Origin of the sequence: Limnohabitans sp. 2KL-1 (assembly GCF_003063435.1) — a bacterium.
Lineage (GTDB): Bacteria > Pseudomonadota > Gammaproteobacteria > Burkholderiales > Burkholderiaceae_C > Limnohabitans_A.
Genome location: NZ_NESL01000002.1, coordinates 747,350 through 764,827 on the forward strand (window position 1 = coordinate 747,350; position 17,478 = coordinate 764,827).

Below are 17,478 nucleotides of genomic sequence, written 5' to 3' on the forward strand. Positions count from 1 at the left end.
CTATTTTCCGCTGGGACAAAAAACCACCTTGACCCGGACTGAATTCAGGGATAAATTCAGTCGAACCCAAGGAAACGCCATGCAAGCCCGCGAACACATTCGGTCTATTTCATACCTCAAAAGCCACGCCGCGCAAATATCCGAAGACGTGGCGGCCAACGGTGCGCCTTACATCATCACGCAAAACGGCGAAGCCGCCATGGTGATTGAGGGCGTACGGCAATACCAGGACAAAGAAGACCTGATCGCTTTGCTCAAACTGCTGGCCCTGGGAGAAAAAGACCGACAAGCCGGCTTGGGCCTGTCGGTGCAAGAGGCCCGCGCCCAACTGGCCCAGCGCCGCCAGTCAGCCAAACCGCAAGCATGACCATCGTCATCCTGCCCGATGCGCAGGCCGATCTGCTCGAGTTGCAGGACTACATGCTGGATCGCTGGACGCATGATTTGTGGGCTGCCGCTGAAGAGGACATCTTTGCCCAGCTGGCGCGTGTCGACTCGGGCTTGATGACCGGCCCAGTGGTCCCCCTGCTGGGCAGCGTGGGCATCACAGACTACCGAACCGTGCTGTCCTCACACCACCGACTGCTGTACCGACAAGTGGATGGCCACACTTATGTTTATGCCGTGGCCGGGCAAGCACAAGATTTTCAGGATTTGTTGTTGCGGCGTTTGTTCAGGCGATAAGTCTGGTGGTCAAGCAAGCATCGCGTTGCAAGCGCCACAAACCATGCTTGCACTCCCATATCGAGTATCTGAAATTTTGCATAGGGCCCAGAGGGGTTTGTACTAGCATGAAGCACGCACAGGACGATGCCCATGAAACCCGCCCAATCTCCACTTTTCGAAACGCCCCTGCGCTTTTGGCACCGCGATGCGGTGGTCGAGCGCCATCACGTTCCCCCCGATCGCACCCTGCTCGACCTGCTGCGCGAGGACCTGCGCCTGACGGCCACCAAAGAGGGCTGTGCCGCAGGCGACTGCGGGGCCTGCACCGTGGTGGTGGCAGAAGCCGTCAACGGGCGCTTGCAGTACCGCGCTGTCAACAGCTGCATCAAGCCCGCGCATGCCATCGACGGCCTGGCACTGTGGACGGCCGCCGATCTGGCCAAGAGCGACGGCACGCTGCACCCGGTGCAGCAAACCATGGTCGCGTGCCACGGCTCTCAGTGCGGATTTTGCACGCCCGGTTTTGTGATGAGCCTGTTTGCGCTTTACCAGCGCACTGTGGCGCAGGGTCTGGCTGTGGACAGCCACAGCGCGCATGAAGCCTTGTCGGGCAATCTGTGCCGCTGCACTGGCTATCGGCCCATCGTGCAGGCTGCGTGCAGCCTGCAGGCCGAGCCCGCGCAAGCCATTGACGAAGAACGCATTCTGGCCGCACTGCAAACCATGGCCACAACTGAACAGCCCAGCGGCGATTACCAACGACTCACCACCCTGCCCGCTTTGCTGCAAGCCCGCGCCCAACACCCCCAGGCGCAATTGATCGCCGGGGCCACCGATGCCGGGCTGTGGATCACCCAGGGCCTGCGCCGCATGCCGCAGATCATTGACCTGACCCGCGTGGCCGAGCTGCGCCGGGTGGAGCATTACCCGCAGCACATCGCGATTGGCGCAGCCGTGAATTTGCAAGACGCGTTTGAAGCGCTGGCCGCTGACCGGCCCGTGATCGCGCCGTTTGGCGAGCGCTTTGCGGGCTGGCCGGTGCGCCAGTCGGGCACGCTGGGCGGCAATGTGGCCAACGGCTCACCCATTGGCGACAGCATGCCGCTGTTGATCGCGCTGGGCGCACAGGTGGTGCTGATGGCCTGGAGAAAAGGGCGCGCTGTGCACCGACATGTGCCGCTGGACCAGTTTTACACCGGCTACCGCCAAAGCCTGCTGGCGGCCGACGAGGTGCTGGCTTGGGTGGTGGTGCCGCGTCCTGCACCCGGCGAATGGCTGGGAGCGTACAAGGTGTCCAAACGGCAAGAAGACGACATCTCGGCCGTGTGCCTGGCGGTGCAGTTGCATGTGCAAGACGGGCGCATCACGGCAGCACGCATCGGCGCAGGCGGTGTGGCCGCCACGCCCGCACGGGCGGTGCAGACCGAGGCCGCGCTGATCGGCCAGCCTTGGAACGAAGCCACTCTGGCAGCGGCACAACAAACCATCGCACAAGAGTTTTCACCGCTCAGCGATTTGCGCGCCAGCGCCGATTTCCGCCGAACCATCTTGGGCCAATTGCTGCGCCGCGCTTGGTTGGAGAGCACCGGGCACAGCACCGTTCGACTGGAGGCACTCGCATGAACGCGCCATCCAACACAACCAGCAGCACCCACCGCTTCCACGAAAGTGCCACCGCGCAGGTACAAGGCCGTGCCAGCTACATCGACGACCTGCCGCTGGTCGAGGGCACCCTGCACGCCGCGCCGCTGATGAGCCCCCTGGCTAATGCGCAGCTGATCGCCATGGACTTGCAGCCGGTACTGGCCGCGCCCGGTGTGGCAGGGGTGGTCACCGCGCAAGACATCCCCGGTGACCCGCTGCTGGCCACCTTTGTGCACGACGAAACCATCTTTGCCGGGCCACAGCTCATGCATGTGGGCCAGGTCATGGGCCTGGTGGTGGGGAACAGCCACACCCAAGCGCGCCAAGCCGCCCGCCAGATGCGGCTGCAAACCACACAAGAACCACCGCTGCTGCACGCCCGCGAGGCCCTGCAAGCGGGCAGCTTTGTGCTGCCCCAGGTCACGGTGCAGCGCGGTGATGCGGCGCAGGCCTTGGCAAAAGCGCCGCACAGCCTGCAAGGCTCACTGGAGATCGGCGGGCAAGAACATTTCTATCTGGAAAGCCAAATCGCCTACGCCATCCCGCAAGACAACGGCCACTGGCTGATCCACAGCGGCACGCAGCACCCGGGCGAGGTGCAGCACTGGGTGGCGCATGCGCTGCACATCCCGCTGTCGCAGGTCCGCGTGGTGTGCCGCCGCATGGGGGGCGGCTTCGGCGGCAAAGAAACGCAGGCCGGGCATTTGGCCGTGTGGGCCGCGCTAGCCGCGCACAAATTCGGTCGGCCAGTCAAGATGCGGCTGGACCGGGGCGACGACATCCTGATCACCGGCAAACGCCACCCTTTCAGCCACGACTGGCAAGTGGGCTTTGACGCGGCTGGCCGTGTGCTGGGGCTCGATTCGGTGCAACTGGTCCATTGCGGGCACAGCGCCGACTTGAGCGGCCCGGTGGCCGACCGGGCGATCTTTCACACCGACAACGCTTATTTTTTAAGCGACCTTCACATCACCTCGCACCGCTGCAAGACGCACACCCAAAGCCACACCGCGTTTCGCGGCTTTGGCGGGCCGCAGGGCGTGCTGCTCATCGAGACCGTCATGGGCGACATCGCCAGGCACCTGGGGCTGGACGCGCTCGATGTGCGCCTGGCCAACCTGTACGGTGTGGCGGATGGTGAAAACAAGCGCGACACCACGCCTTACGGCATGAAGGTCGAAGACAACATCCTGTACCCACTGATGACGCAACTGGCCGAGCGCTGCGATTACCGTGCGCGGCGGCAAAGCATCACCGACTGGAACGCCCAGCACAGCGTGATCAAAAAAGGCCTGGCGCTCACCCCGGTCAAGTTCGGCATCAGCTTCACCGCCACGCAGTTCAACCAAGCCGGTGCCGTGGTCTCGGTCTACACCGACGGCAGCGTGCGCGTGAACCACGGCGGCACCGAAATGGGCCAGGGCCTGCACACCAAGGTGTGTGGCCTGGTGGCCCGTGTGCTGGGCTTGCCCGCAGCCCAAGTGCAAGCCAGCGCCAGCGACACCGACCAGGTGGCCAACGCCAGCGCCACGGCGGCGTCCAGCGGCACCGACCTGAATGGCCGCGCCGCAGAAAATGCGGCGATGCAAGTGCGCCAGAACATCGCAGCCTGCATCGCCAAGGCCGATGAGTGCTCGGCAGACGACGTGCGTTTTGAAAGCGGGCAAGTCATCACACCCGCACGCCAGCGCAGCTTCACCGAGGCTGTGCAATACGCCTACGGCCAGCGCGTGCAGCTGTGGAGCGACGGCTTTTACGCCACGCCCAAAATCCATTACGACCGCACGACCCTGACCGGCAGGCCCTTCTATTACTTCGCTTACGGCGCGGCCTGCAGCGAAGTGGCCATCGACACACTGACGGGCGAGTACCGCGTGCTGCGCACCGATATCCTGCACGACGTGGGCCATTCGCTGCACCCCGAGATCGACATCGGCCAAATCGAAGGCGGTTTTGCGCAAGGCCTGGGCTGGCTCACCACCGAAGAGCTGGTGTGGAACGCCAAGGGCGAGTTGCTCACCAAGGGTGCCAGCACCTACAAAATCCCCACCGCCGCCGACATGCCCGCGCAGCTGAACATTGACCTCTGGCACGAGGCTAACCGCGAAGACAACGTGGGCGGCAGCAAAGCCGTCGGCGAGCCGCCCTTCATGTTGGCCATCAGCGTGTTCGAAGCGCTGCGCGACGCCATCGTTGCCACCCGCCCGGGCAACACCCCCATACACCTCGACACCCCTGCCACACCCGAGCGCGTGTTGAACGCTATCCTTGCCCCATGACGGCTTCTTTGAATGGGAGTCAGATCCCCATTAATTTGACTTGAATTGATCCACCGATGACGGCCCATCCCTCTGTTAACCATTTGCAAGGCTGGCACGCTGGTCTGTTGTGGTTTCCTGATCCGCAAAGCCCCCACGCCCAGCACGAAACCGACGGCCTGCTGGTGACAGCGCGTGAGGCCGACGGCATCGTGCGCATCCAAGCCATCGGTGCCTACCGAGACCTGGCACCGCAATACCCTGACCTGCCCACCACCCACTGGCCGGGTCTGTGCATCGCACCCGGCTTTGTCGATTTGCACATCCACTACCCGCAAACCGACGTGATCGGCTCGCCCGCCGACGGCTTGCTGCCCTGGCTGGAGCACTACACCTTTCCGCACGAAAAGCAGTTTTCTGACCCTGCCTACGCACATGAAGTGACCAGCTTCTTTCTGGATGAGCTGATGCGTCACGGCGTGACCACCGCCTTGTGCTTTGCCACCGCACACCCCGAGTCGGTGAATGTGTTCATGGCTGAGGCGCAAAAGCGCCACCTGCGCATGATCACCGGCAAAGTGCTGCAAGACCGCCACAGCCCCGACGGCCTGCGCGACACCGACACGCAGCTCAGCCTGCGCCAAACCGAAGACCTGATCCACCTCTGGCACGGCGTGGACCGCCTGGGTTACGCCATCACGCCCCGCTTTGCGCCCACCAGCAGCACTGAGCAGCTGCACGGCGCGGGCGAGATCGCACAACAATTCCCCGATGTGTGGATTCAGTCGCATGTGGCCGAAAACCTGGATGAAATCCGCTGGGTGAAAGAACTGTTTCCCGAGGCGCGCAGTTATCTGGACGTGTACGACCGCGCCGGCCTATTGCGCCAGCGCTCGGTTTACGCGCACTGCATTTACATGGACGAAGCCGACCGCCGCCGCATGGCCGAAGTGGGGGCAACCGCCGCCATCAGCCCCACCAGCAACCTGTTTCTGGGCAGTGGGTTCTTCGACTACGCTGCCTCAGACGCGGCCGGTCTGCGCTATGGCTTGGCGAGCGATGTGGGTGGCGGCACCAGCTTCAGCCCCTTTCACACCATGCACGCGGCCTACACGGTCGCACGGCAGCGTGTAGAAAGTCAAGGCGTGGGGCGCCTCGGCATCAGCCTGTCGCCCGAACACCTGTGGTGGCAACACACGGCAGGCGCCGCCGCCGCGCTGGACCTGGACGGGAAGGTAGGCAACCTGCTGCCCGGCTGCGAGGCGGATTTCGTGGTACTCAACCCGAAGGCCACCCCCCTGCTGGCGCGCCGCACCGCGCAAACCGAAACCCTGGCCGAATGGCTGTTCGCCATGATCGTGCTGGGGGATGAGCGGCTGATTGCGCACACGGTGGTGCAGGGCCAAACCTTGACCGACAATCGGGCATGACCGAAGGCAACGAGCACCCCATCATCGACCCCTACCAGACCCAGCGCGCAGCCGTGCGCCGGGGCATTGCACAATTTCAGGAGCGCCTGCAGGCTGCTGGACACGATTTCCGCGAACCGCCACCCGAACCCACCTCGTGCTGCGGGCGCGGCTGCAACGGCTGCGTGTGGGAAAGCTACGACGCCGCGCTGATGTTCTGGTACGAAGACGCTGGGGCCTTGTTGGCGGGCTGAGTACAAATCAGGCCATGGGCCTGTTGGTTGTGGGTCATGCACAGGTCAAGATGACATCCATACATAAGTAAAAATAATGTTTCGCCTGACTGCAACCATGGGCCATCGGGTTTGCTGCCAAATAATTGGTCTCTTTCAAGCCATCAATGGAGACACCGATGCAGACACAACGCAGATTCATGGCCCTTGTTCTGGCGGGCTTGTTCGCCCTGCCTGCCGTCACCACCGCACAGACTTATCCCGCACGACCGGTCAAACTGGTGGTGAGTTTTGCGGCCGGTGGCCCGACCGATGTCCTGGCCCGGATCATCGCCCAAGGTCTGTCCAAAACGCTGGGCCAACAGGTCATTGTCGATAACCGTGCCGGTGGGGGTGGCGCCATAGGAACCAGAGAAGTCGCCAAAGCACAAGCCGACGGTTACACGCTCTTGTTTGCTGGCGATGCGGCGCTGACCGTTCAGCCACAGCTGACCCCCAACGTCGGTTACGACGCACGCAAAGACTTCACACCGCTGCGTTTGGTGGCGGCGCAGGCCAACGTTTTGGTCGTGAACGCGTCCAAGGGTCTGCCCGACATGAAAACCCTGTTGGCTCAGGCCAAGGGAAAACGCGGTGCGCTCACCTTTGGCTCAGCCGGGAACGGCTCCCCGTCGCATTTGATCGGTGCGCTTTTTGAAAATCAGGCAGGCATTGACCTGGTGCATGTGCCTTACAAAGGCGCCGCACCTGCGATGACCGATTTGATCGGGGGACAAATCGACATGTTGTTCGTCGGGACGCCCGTTGCCCTGCAAAACGCCACGCGGAAAGAGTTACTGATGCTGGCTGTGACGGGCAGCAAACGACTGCCGTCACTGCCCAACGTGCCCACCTTTGCTGAACTGGGCATCGGTCAGTTGGGCAGCGAAACCGCTGTTTGGTGGTCCGTCATGGCCCCTGCGGGATTGCCGCAAAACATTGCGGTCAAACTGGATGAAGCACTTAAAGCCGCACTCAACGATGCCGATGTACAGAAGAACCTGAACACCCAGGGCGTGGACACGCTCAATCTGGACGCCAAAACAACAGAGCAGTGGATGGCCCGAGATCAAGCGAAATGGGCCGCCCTGATTCGCGCCAAAAAAATAGCAAGCGAGTGAGCGTGATGACCACCCAACCGAACTTCCTGATTTTCATCACGGACCAGCACCGCGCCGATCACCTCGGGTGCTACGGCAATCCGCAGGTGAAGACGCCCCACATTGACGCGCTCGCTCAAAACGGCACCCGGTTCGACCGCGCTTATGTTGCCAACCCCGTGTGCATGCCCAACCGGGGATCGATCATGACGTCGCGAATGCCTTCGGTGCATGGCGCACGAAGCAATGGCGTTCCGCTGCCGCTGGAGTCGGTGACGTTTGCAGACCTGCTGGCCGAATTCGGCTACCACACCGGTTTCATTGGCAAAAGCCATTTGCAAAACATGGAGGACAAACCGCCACTGCTGCCCCCGGCCATTGAGCTGCCGAATACCGAAAAGTCCGGGCTTTACGCCGAAGCGCGGCGCGAGTCGCCGGATGCCGCCGCCTATGAGCAGGAGTTGCGCTCAAGCTGGCAAGACCCCGAGCACAAAATCAACTTACCGTACTACGGCTTCCAGGACGTTGTCCTGTGCAACCACCATGCGGATGAATGCTTTGGCGACTGGTTGCGCTGGCTGCAAGCGGAACATCCGGAAAAGGCCCAGCGCCTCGGTCGGGAACACGGTGAACGCGACCCGCGCTATGTCGCGCCTCAGGCCTGGAAAACGCAGCTGGACGAGTTCACTTACCCCACGCACTACATTGCCGAGCAGACCAGCCAGTGGATACAACGCCATGTGACAGAACACCCTGAGCAACCGTTTGCGGTGATGTGCTCTTTTCCAGACCCGCACCATCCCTGGACGCCACCAGGGCGCTACTGGGACATGTACAAGCCGCAAGACATGCCGGTACCGCAAACGCTGGGTGTCACCGACGACATGGCACCCCATGTGCGTTGGCTGATGGACGAGCGCGATGCCGGCCAAGCCAAACTCGATGGGCCGCGCCTGTTTGCTGCCACAGCACGCGAAGTGCAGGAGATCACGGCGCTCACCTACGGGATGATCACGAACATCGATGACCGCATCGGCATGGTCATGCAGACACTCAAGGCCTGCGGTGCAGACAGCAACACGGTGGTGATCTTTACATCAGACCATGGCGATCTGATGGGCGACCACGGCATCGTCTTGAAAGGCCCATTGCATTACCAAGGACTGATCCGCGTCCCGATGATCTGGCGCGAACCTTCTAGGGGCGATGGCCACATGGCGTCCCGCCAGGACCTGACCTCGTCCATCGATCTGGGTGCAGCGATCATCCACCGCGCGGGCATCGCAGCGCCCAATGGTGTGCAAGGCAAGCCCTTGTTCAGCCCATCCGGCGAGGTCGTCCTGACGGGACGTGATGCGGTGCTGATTGAAGAAAACCAGCAACGCGCCTACCTGGGGTTTGAGAGGCCCGTCAAAGTTCGCACGGTCGTGACCGACACGCACCGCATGAGCGTCTTCGCCGAGGGTGACTGGGGCGAACTCTACGACCTCCAAGCCGACCCGCTGGAAAAGCACAACCTGTGGCATGCACCGCAGGCGCAAACCATCCAATGGACGCTCATGCAAAAACTGGTACAGCTCCTGATGGAACACAGTGACAGCAGTCCGAATCCGAAGCGCATTGCCTGAGCTGCGAGCCCAGAGCAAGCAACGGGCTAAGGCGGCATCTCAAGCGATGACAACGGTGAGCCGTCGCGCTCACTCAGTGCAGCCACAATCGCAGCGATCGCTGTGCGGTTGCAAGCTTGCCCGTTGACCCTCCAAAAAAGGCACACCTCATACCGAGGCAAACCCTCGCGCACTTTCAAAGCGCACACGCTTTGCAGTTGATGCGCCGGTATCAACACCGGGTGAGGCACCACGCAGAGCATGTCGCTGCGGGCGACAAGGTCCAACAGCGTCATGTAGTCTGCGCACTGAACCTGGATGCGCGGTGCAGGCATTCGGCGCACGCGACATGCCTCCTCGATCACATTGCCTGCTGTGCCGCCGCGCCCTGAGACAGCCCAGCCAGCAGATTGGATGTCTTGCAAGGAGGTGGCCGCCAACAAGGGGTGCCCCTTGCGCGCATAAATCGTGGGCATGCTCATGTGCAACGCATGCTGATGCAGCCCACTTGCTTGGTAACGCCTTGGACGGGGTGCTGCCACCAGGTCAAGCTCACCGCCTTGCAACGCCGCCAAGAGCTCTGGCGCGCTGCTGCTGACAATCTGCAAAAGTCCTTCGGGTTCAAGCTGCCGCCACAACCCCTCAATGGCAGCGCCATAAACGAGTGCGGCGGCAGGTGCCATGCCCACGCGCAATGTGCGAGCCAAGGGCACATCTTTTACCGCCGCTGACCGCATCAGACGCTCTAAATGCGCCTGAAAATCGGTGACTTGCGAGGCAATCGCCAGTGCGGCATCGGTCGGCCGCATCTGGCGTCCCACCTTTTCAAACAAAGGGGCTTTACACGACTTTCCCAACGCCTGCATGGCCTGTGTGATGGCCGGTTGTGACACATTCGCTGCTTTTGCTGCACCCGCAAAACTGCCCTGCGAAATGACAAGTTGCAAATACCACAGCTGCCTGAAATTCATATGCTCTGCTGATGTGAATACATGTCAACACCCTGGTGCCCCCGTCTGTGCGCTGGCCTCATGGATCTGCCGATCACTGCGTATGCAACACGCTCACGCCAAATTGCAAGGGCAAGGGCGCTTTCAATACCGGCACCGAAAAGTGTCATGGCGCGTGCCATCAAAAAGTGAGCGCTTTGGCACGGTCAACCCAACTCCAGCGCCAACCTGTCCAGGTTCTGCGCATTGGCAGGCTCCAAAATGTGCTTCATGGCCTGCGCAAACGCCGGATCGTCAAACACCTGAAGCCAGTGCACCCGCGTGCCATTGCCCTCTGGCTCGAGCGTGATGGTCAGCCTGAACAAGGGCGCGCAAGTGTGGTCAATCACCACTTGGTGGTCGGCTTCGATCTTGGCGAACACCGACTCGTTGGCGTAGCGGGTGCCGTCCGGCCCGACCATGTCAAACACCCAGTGGCCGCCATCACGAAAGTCAAAGACCTCGAACTGGTTGGTGAACCCGCTCGGCCCCCACCAGCGGGCCAGCCGCTCGGGACTCTGGATGGCAGCAAAAATAGCCTGCGGGGTATGGGCGAAATGACGGCTGCTCTGGAAGGTGTTCATGGGGCAAACTCTTGGAAAACTGTCATTCAAGTAAACCACAACTTGAATTCTCCCTGGTTTCAAAACAAGCCCATCTGCCCCACTGGCGATGGCGGCCTGAAATCTGCCAGATTCCACAGCGGCCGCTGGCCGTTCAGGCCCAGCCGTCTGCAGGCCTTGTCAAAACGCTGGGCGATCAAATCAGCCCAAATGCCCTGGCCGCTGCGGCGGGTGGCAAAGTTGGCGTCGTAGTCCTTGCCGCCGCGCAGGTCGTGCATGCGGGCCATCACCCGGGCAGCGCGGTCGGGGTAATGCAGGTCCAGCCATTGCCTGAAAAGCGGCGACAACTCCCACGGCAGGCGCAGCACCACATAAAACGCGCTGCTGGCCCCGGCGTCGCGGGCAGCGGCCAGCACTTGCTCCATGTCGTCGTTGATGAACGGGATTTGCGGCGACACGCTCACGCCCACAGGAATGCCCGCATCGGCCAGCGTGCGGATGGTGCGCAAGCGCCGCCAAGGGGCCGCTGCGCGGGGCTCCATGCGGCGGGCCAGGTCGGCGTCGAGCGTGGTCACGCTCACGTACACGCACGCCAGTCCGCGTGCGGCCATGGGTGCGAGCAAGTCGATGTCGCGCTCGATGCCGCTGCCCTTGGTGACCACCGACATGGGGTGATGACAGTCGTGCAGCACTTGCAGCACCTCGCGGGTCAGGCGCAGTTCGCGGTCCAGCGGCTGGTAAGCGTCGGTGATGGTGCCCAGCGCCATCATGGCGGGCTTGTAACGCGAACTGGCCAGCTCGTGCACCAGCTGATCGGCCAGCCCACGTTTGGCGATCAGCCGGGTTTCAAAGTCCAGCCCAGGCGACAGGCCCAGATAGCTGTGCGACGGGCGAGCATAGCAATAGCTGCAACCATGCTCACAGCCCCGATAGGGGTTGATGGACAGGTCAAAGCCAATGTCGGGCGAGGTGTTTCGGCTGATGGCGCTTTTGGCGTCTTCCCAACTCCAGGTGGTGGCGATGCGCGGGGCGTCGTCATCCGTCTGCGATGGGTCGGCCCAACCGTCGTCAAACGGTTCGCGCCCGTCGCGTTCAAACCGGTGCGCCAAGCGCGTGGCACTGCCCCGGCCTTTGATGGCAGAAATCGGAACGAGAATCTGGGGGGATGTCATGAACTGTATTTTTATACAGTTTTTAGCCGCCAGGTGTGGAAAAATTCAAGCACAGTCGACATCGCCCCAGCGTTGGCGGCGCAGACGCCAGCCAAAAACGCCGCAGGCCTCAAGCCCGAGGTGACACGCTAGCGCCCTTGAGCAAAGGGCCTGTGGCAGCAACGCAGGCGTATTCACCCACTGTGCGGGTGCTTTGCTGCTCGCCCGCCACCTCCAAGCGCCTTTCCAAAATCAGGTTCATCACCCCCGACTTTTCGTCAAGCTGACCCGCCATCCAGCCCCCCGCGAAATGCGATTGGAAATGCAGTTTCCCATCCGAGCCATGCCAAGGGCTTGCGTTGAGCGATTTGAGTTGAATCGTTCCATGGCGTTGACGCACATCCACGCTGATGCGGTAAGGCATGGCGGGCGTGCTGCTGGCCGCTTGGACCGGCGATGCCCGTTCAAAGCCAGAACACACCAAGGCTTGGTCCCATGGGGCATCCTGGCTGCAACCGGACAGGATCAACAAAGTCAACGCACCGATGGTCAAATGGTTCATCGTCCATTCCTCAAAAATAAAGGGATCTTGAACAACGTGTCTGAAGTCAATCTTAAAAATGCACCACCCACTTGGCGCTTTGCGCCATGAAAACAAGCCCCTCTTGACCCACACTTGATCGCGTCATGGCCCACTCAAACGGCTCAACAGCAGATGCAGTGGCTCAGGCTGGCTGGGCCGCACCAGCCGCCCCACTTCATGCCCGTCGCGCAACAGCACCAAAGTGGGCCACAGCTTGACGCGGTAGCTGCGGCCCAGCGCACGGCCCGGGCCGTCTTCCACCTTCAGATGCTGCCATTGTGGCTGATCGGCCAGCGCCTTGGTGATCAGGGCTTGGGCTGCGCGGCAGTGGCCGCACCATTCGGTGCCAAATTCCAGCAGCGTCAGGCCAGGCAGCGCCTGCACATCGGCCGGGCTGGGCGCTTCGATGGCGCTCAAGTAGGGTTTGAAAGTGCTCATGGACTCACTTCGGTCGTGCAAAAAAGTCGGGACACCGTGGCGCGCAGCCACTGCAGACAGGGGTCTTTGTCAAAGCGCTGGCTCCAGTGCATGGACACGGTGAAATCGCGCAAAGGCAAATCGGGCTCGATCAGGGCCAGCGCGCCCGCCTCGGCAAAGCCTTGTGCAAAATTGCGCGGCATCAACACCGCCAGGTCGCTGCTGCGCACGATGCCGGGCAGCGACAAAAAGTGGCTCACCGTCAGGCGCAGGCGGTGCTGCCAATGCATCAGCTGCAAAATGCGCAAGGTGTCTGAATGGGTGCGCACGGCGGCAAATTCCAGCTCAGCCAGAACTTCTTGCGCCGTATCGGTTTCGGTGTCCGCTTTTTGCAAGTCGCGCCAACGCCGCGCCACCGGATGGCCCTGGCGCATCAGCACCACATAGCGGTCGCTCAGCAAGGGCTGCTGCAAGGTGTCGCTCACCTCGGGCAAAAAGCCAATGGCCAGGTCCAGCTGGCCGTTGTCCAACGCGGGGCCGATTTTGTCGTGCGGCAGCGGCATGGCTTCGAGCCGCATGCCCGGCGCGTGGCGCTGCAAGGCCAGCACCAGTTCGGGCAAAAAACGCGCTTCGCCAATGTCGCTCAAGTGCACGCGCAACACGCGGGCCGAGCGCTGCGGGTCAAACAGCTGCGATGCGTTGAGCGCGTCTTCCAGGGTGCCCAGCGCCAGTTGCACCGCCTGTGCCAGCCGGTCTGCACGCGGCGTGGGCCGAACGCCCGCACCACTGCGCTCGAACAAAGCGTCGCCCAGCACCGCCCGCAGACGCGCCAGCCCCTGGCTGGCCGCTGGTTGCGACATGCCCAGCTGCTGCGCGGCCAGGCTCACGCTGCGCGTGCGCCACACCGCGTCAAACAAGCGCAAGAGGTTCAGGTCCAGGTCTTTGATATTCATTCAATGCATACCGTTTATTCAGAATATTTTATGTACTTATACGTAAGATGGTCTTTGCCCCTTGAACGCGGGCACCACAACGCAAGGAGCGTGCTTTGGAAGTTTCATTTCACGAAGAAATCAAGGCCCTGCGCATGGGCGCGGGCGAGGTCTTTCACGGCGAGGGCATTCTGGCCATCACCAAGGGCCTGCTGCAATCGGGTGTGAGTTATGTGGGTGGCTACCAGGGCGCCCCGGTCTCGCACCTCCTCGATGTGATGGTGCAGGCCAAGCCCTACATGGACGAGCTGGGTGTGCATGTGGAAGCGTGTTCCAACGAAGCCTCGGCTGCGGCCATGCTGGGCGCGTCCATCCACTACCCGATTCGCGGGGCGGTGACCTGGAAGTCGATTGTGGGCACCAACGTGGCGGCCGACGCGCTGTCCAATTTGTCCTCACCCGGCGTGACGGGTGGCGTGCTGATCGTGGTGGGCGAAGACTACGGCGAAGGCGCCAGCGTCATTCAAGAGCGCACACACGCCTATGCCCTGAAGTCGGGCATGTGCCTGCTCGACCCTCGGCCTGAATTGGGCCAGATGGTCAACATGGTGGAGCACGGTTTTCGGTTGTCCGAAGCGTCCAACATGCCGGTGATGATGGAGTTGCGCATCCGTGCCTGCCATGTGCGCGGCCAGTTTGTGGCCAAGGACAACCAAGCCCCCCAACTCTCCAAAAAGCACCTGATCGACGAACCCGCTGGCTTCAACTACATGCGCCTGGCGCACCCGCCCGTGACCTTTGCGCAGGAAAAGCGCAAAGTGGAACACCGCCTGCCCGCCGCCCGCCAATACATTGCCGAGCAAGGCCTGAACGAACACTTTGAGGGCACGGCCCACCGCCACCTGGGCCTGATCGTGCAAGGGGGTCTGTACAACACGCTGATCCGCGCACTGCAGCAGTTCGACCTGGCCGATGCCTTTGGCGTGACCAGCCTGTCGGTGCTGGTGCTGAACGTGACCTACCCGCTGGTGCCCGATGAGCTGGTGAATTTCTGCAAGGACAAATCGGCCGTGCTGCTGCTCGAAGAAGGCCAGCCCGAATACATCGAGCAGGAATTGGCCTTGATGCTGCGCCGCCTCGATCTGCAAACCCCACTGCATGGCAAAGACATGCTGCCCTCGGGCGGCGAGTACACCGCCGAAGTCATGGCCCAGGGTCTGCTGAAATTCATGGACCGCCACCAGGCCAACGCCGTGCCCGAAGCCACGCGCCAATGGCTGGCCACCAACGGCGAGCGCCGCCAGCAAGTGCAAACCCTCTTGGGCAGCCCCGTGCCCGCACGGCCACCAGGCATGTGCATCGGCTGCCCCGAGCGGCCCGTGTTTTCTGCGCTCAAACTGGCGCAACAAGATGTGGGTCCGGTGCACATCGCGGGCGACATCGGCTGCCACGCGCTGGCCACCTTCGAACCGTTTTCTTTTGGCCACTCCATCTTGGGTTACGGCATGAGCCTGGCCAGCCGGGCGGGCGTGTCGCCGCTCATGAAGCGCCGCGTGTTGTCGGTGATGGGTGACGGCGGTTTTTGGCACAACGGTTTGCTCACAGGCGTGCAAAGCGCGTTGTTCAACGGCGACGACGCGGTGCTGCTGATCTTCAAAAACGGCTACACCTCGGCCACGGGCACACAGGACATCATCAACACCCCCACCGACATCGCCAAAGAACTGGCGGGCGACAAGCGCCAGAGCATGGTGCACACCAACCAAACCATCGAGTCCACGCTCAAAGGCCTGGGCGTGCAGTGGCTGCGCACGGTGCACACCTACGAGGTCAGCCACATGCAGGCCACGCTGACCGAAGCCTTCACCACCGAATTTCAGGGACTGAAAGTGATCGTGGCCGAGGGCGAGTGCCAACTGGAGCGCCAGCGCCGCATCAAGCCCTGGCTGGCCTCTCTGTTGTCCAAAGGCGAGCGGGTGGAGCGCGTGAAATACGGCGTGGACGAAGACGTGTGCAACGGCGACCACGCCTGCATTCGGCTGTCAGGCTGCCCGACCTTGACGCTCAAAGACAACCCCGATCCGCTGAAAGTCGACCCGGTGGCCACCGTGATCGACGGCTGCGTGGGCTGCGGCCTGTGCGGCGAAAACGCCCACGCGGCCACGTTGTGCCCCTCGTTTTACCGCGCTGAAGTGGTGCAAAACCCCAAGCTGCACGAGCGCCTGTGGGCCCGCTGGCAAAGCCTGGCCACACGCTGGCTGCAACCCGCCTGAACACACCACTCAGAGACACACCATGACCCAACCGATTTCGATTTTGCTGTGCGCCCTGGGCGGAGAAGGCGGCGGCGTGCTGGCCGACTGGCTGGTCGACGTGGCCCGCCACGCAGGCCACCCGGCGCAAGCCACCTCCATCCCCGGCGTTGCCCAGCGCACTGGTGCCACCACCTATTACCTGGAGGTTTATCCCCTGCCCCACAGCCAGCTGCAAGGCCGCTTGCCGGTGCTGGGTCTGAACCCGCTGCCGGGCAGGCTCGATGCGCTGGTGTCGTCCGAGTTGCTGGAGACCGCACGCCAAATTGGCAACGGGCTGGCTTCAAGCGACCGCACACTGGTCATCAGTGCCTCGTCACGCGCGCTCACCACCGCCGAAAAAATGACCATGGGCGATGGTCGCCGCCCCGAAGGACCGCTGCTCGACGTGGTGGCCACGCACAGCCTGCGCCACCATGTGATGGACATGGCCAGCCTGTGCCATCAAAGCGGCACCATGGTCAGCGCCGTCATGCTGGGTGCCATTGCGGGCAGTGGCTTACTGCCTTTTGCGCAGGCGCATTACGAGGCCGTGTTGGCGGGTCCAAGCAGCTCGGCCAAGGCCAGCTTGCGCGGCTTTGCACTGGCTTTTGATCTGGTGACGCGCCAACGCGAACAGGCCCAGTATGTGGAGCATGTGATGAAGCCGGCTTTGCCTGCGCCCTCTACAGCGGCGGCTTTGCCTTCAGATGTGGCCGCCAAGTTTCCAGCAGCGCTGCACCCCTTGATGGCCCTGGCGCACCAACGCTTGGTGGAATACCAAGGTCCGGCTTATGCCCGTCTGTATGCGCAGCGCCTCGAACGATTGCTCAGTGCAGAAGCCAGTTCAAAAGACGCCAGCCGCCCCGTCACAGCCGAGACCACCCGCTGGCTGGCCCTGTGGATGGCCTTTGACGACATCATCCGTGTGGCCGACCTGAAAAGCCGCGCCAGCCGCTGGGACCGCGTGACGCAAGAGGTCAAGGCCAAGGAAGGCGATGTGCTCAAGGTGTACGACCACTTCAAGCCCGGCGTGCCCGAGTTGGCTGCATTGCTGCCGCAAGGCTTGGCCAGCCGGTTGCTGCGATGGGACCGCGCCCGCGTGGCCAATGGCAAAGTACCTTGGTCCATGCCGCTCAAGGTGGCGCGGCACGCGCTGTGGGGCATGGCCAGCTTGCGCATCTTGGCCAGCTTGCGCGTCCTGCGCCCAATCGGCAGCCGCTATCAGGCCGAGCAAGCGCTGATCGAAGAGTGGCTGGGCGGCATTGAAAGCGCCACACGCCAGTCACCCGCGCTGGGCCTGGAACTGGCGCGTTGCGGGCAGCTCATCAAAGGTTACGGCAGCACCAACGAACGCGGCAAGGACAACCTGCTGCACATCCTGCGCCATGTGTGCGGCCCAGCCTCCAAAGTGCCTGTGGCCGAGCAAGCTGAGGCCGTGGCCCGCATCCGGCAAGCGGCCTTGCAAGACGAAGCCGGACAGGCGCTCGACCAGGCTTTGTTGCAACATGGTGCGCCAGCGCGTCCGGTCAAGGAGCAACCGGTGCTGTGGATGAAAAATCCGCGACTCAAAAAAACCTGAATTGGCTTCACACT

At 62.4% G+C, this 17,478-nt stretch carries 16 protein-coding genes; 10 read left to right on the forward strand and 6 right to left on the reverse strand.

Annotation, left to right across the window (positions count from 1 at the left end):
• The first annotated feature begins 79 nt into the window (after positions 1-79).
• The 8 genes from B9Z47_RS07955 (at position 80) to B9Z47_RS07990 (ending at position 8,977) form a co-directional block, all read left to right on the forward strand.
• A complete protein-coding gene (locus tag B9Z47_RS07955; protein ID WP_108330664.1) occupies positions 80-367 on the forward strand; it encodes a type II toxin-antitoxin system Phd/YefM family antitoxin in 288 nt (95 codons plus the stop codon).
• Positions 364-684 (forward strand): type II toxin-antitoxin system RelE/ParE family toxin, encoded by a 321-nt coding sequence (locus tag B9Z47_RS07960; RefSeq protein ID WP_108330665.1) that lies wholly within the window; start codon positions 364-366, stop codon positions 682-684. The genes B9Z47_RS07955 and B9Z47_RS07960 overlap by 4 nt, the downstream gene beginning before the upstream one ends.
• A 126-nt stretch (positions 685-810) precedes the next feature.
• Positions 811-2,289 (forward strand): xanthine dehydrogenase small subunit, encoded by a 1,479-nt coding sequence (gene xdhA / locus B9Z47_RS07965; protein WP_369911885.1) that lies wholly within the window; start codon positions 811-813, stop codon positions 2,287-2,289.
• Positions 2,286-4,589, forward strand: a complete 2,304-nt coding sequence (gene xdhB / locus B9Z47_RS07970) for a xanthine dehydrogenase molybdopterin binding subunit (protein WP_108330667.1) — start codon at positions 2,286-2,288, stop codon at positions 4,587-4,589. The genes xdhA and xdhB overlap by 4 nt, the downstream gene beginning before the upstream one ends.
• A gap of 56 nt (positions 4,590-4,645) precedes the next feature.
• Positions 4,646-5,998, forward strand: coding sequence for a guanine deaminase (gene guaD, locus B9Z47_RS07975; RefSeq protein ID WP_108330668.1), 1,353 nt, complete (start codon positions 4,646-4,648; stop codon positions 5,996-5,998).
• Positions 5,995-6,231: an oxidoreductase-like domain-containing protein gene (locus B9Z47_RS07980; RefSeq protein ID WP_108330669.1), complete on the forward strand. Its 237-nt coding sequence runs from the start codon at positions 5,995-5,997 to the stop codon at positions 6,229-6,231. The genes guaD and B9Z47_RS07980 overlap by 4 nt, the downstream gene beginning before the upstream one ends.
• A 158-nt stretch (positions 6,232-6,389) precedes the next feature.
• Positions 6,390-7,370: a tripartite tricarboxylate transporter substrate binding protein gene (locus B9Z47_RS07985; protein WP_158271646.1), complete on the forward strand. Its 981-nt coding sequence runs from the start codon at positions 6,390-6,392 to the stop codon at positions 7,368-7,370.
• Positions 7,371-7,375: 5 nt separating this feature from the next.
• Positions 7,376-8,977 (forward strand): sulfatase, encoded by a 1,602-nt coding sequence (locus tag B9Z47_RS07990; protein ID WP_108330783.1) that lies wholly within the window; start codon positions 7,376-7,378, stop codon positions 8,975-8,977.
• 26 nt (positions 8,978-9,003) lie between these two features.
• On the opposite strand, the gene B9Z47_RS07995 is transcribed toward B9Z47_RS07990, so the two are convergent.
• The 6 genes from B9Z47_RS07995 to B9Z47_RS08020 all read right to left on the reverse strand — a co-directional run bounded on the left by B9Z47_RS07995 (position 9,004) and on the right by B9Z47_RS08020 (position 13,612).
• The gene (locus tag B9Z47_RS07995) at positions 9,004-9,927 is read right to left on the reverse strand and encodes a LysR family transcriptional regulator (RefSeq protein WP_108330671.1); all 924 of its coding nucleotides are present in this window, start codon (positions 9,925-9,927) and stop codon (positions 9,004-9,006) included.
• A 185-nt stretch (positions 9,928-10,112) separates the two neighbouring features.
• The gene (locus B9Z47_RS08000; RefSeq protein ID WP_108330672.1) at positions 10,113-10,529 is read right to left on the reverse strand and encodes an SRPBCC domain-containing protein; all 417 of its coding nucleotides are present in this window, start codon (positions 10,527-10,529) and stop codon (positions 10,113-10,115) included.
• A gap of 59 nt (positions 10,530-10,588) precedes the next feature.
• Positions 10,589-11,680, reverse strand: coding sequence for a PA0069 family radical SAM protein (locus B9Z47_RS08005; protein WP_108330673.1), 1,092 nt, complete (start codon positions 11,678-11,680; stop codon positions 10,589-10,591).
• Positions 11,681-11,789: 109 nt separating this feature from the next.
• The gene (locus B9Z47_RS08010; protein WP_108330674.1) at positions 11,790-12,221 is read right to left on the reverse strand and encodes a hypothetical protein; all 432 of its coding nucleotides are present in this window, start codon (positions 12,219-12,221) and stop codon (positions 11,790-11,792) included.
• A 123-nt stretch (positions 12,222-12,344) separates the two neighbouring features.
• Positions 12,345-12,680, reverse strand: a complete 336-nt coding sequence (locus B9Z47_RS08015) for a thioredoxin family protein (RefSeq protein WP_108330675.1) — start codon at positions 12,678-12,680, stop codon at positions 12,345-12,347.
• Positions 12,677-13,612 carry a LysR family transcriptional regulator gene (locus B9Z47_RS08020; RefSeq protein WP_108330676.1) on the reverse strand — a complete coding sequence of 312 codons (936 nt, stop codon included), beginning with the start codon at positions 13,610-13,612 and terminating at the stop codon, positions 12,677-12,679. Before B9Z47_RS08020 ends, B9Z47_RS08015 begins: the two co-directional genes overlap by 4 nt.
• 95 nt (positions 13,613-13,707) lie before the next feature.
• On the opposite strand from B9Z47_RS08020, the gene B9Z47_RS08025 reads away from it, so the two are divergent.
• Positions 13,708-15,864 carry an indolepyruvate ferredoxin oxidoreductase subunit alpha gene (locus B9Z47_RS08025; protein ID WP_108330677.1) on the forward strand — a complete coding sequence of 719 codons (2,157 nt, stop codon included), beginning with the start codon at positions 13,708-13,710 and terminating at the stop codon, positions 15,862-15,864.
• A gap of 22 nt (positions 15,865-15,886) precedes the next feature.
• Entirely contained in the window at positions 15,887-17,464 is a 1,578-nt protein-coding gene (locus B9Z47_RS08030; protein ID WP_108330678.1) for an indolepyruvate oxidoreductase subunit beta family protein, read from the forward strand.
• The last annotated feature ends 14 nt before the right edge of the window (positions 17,465-17,478 follow it).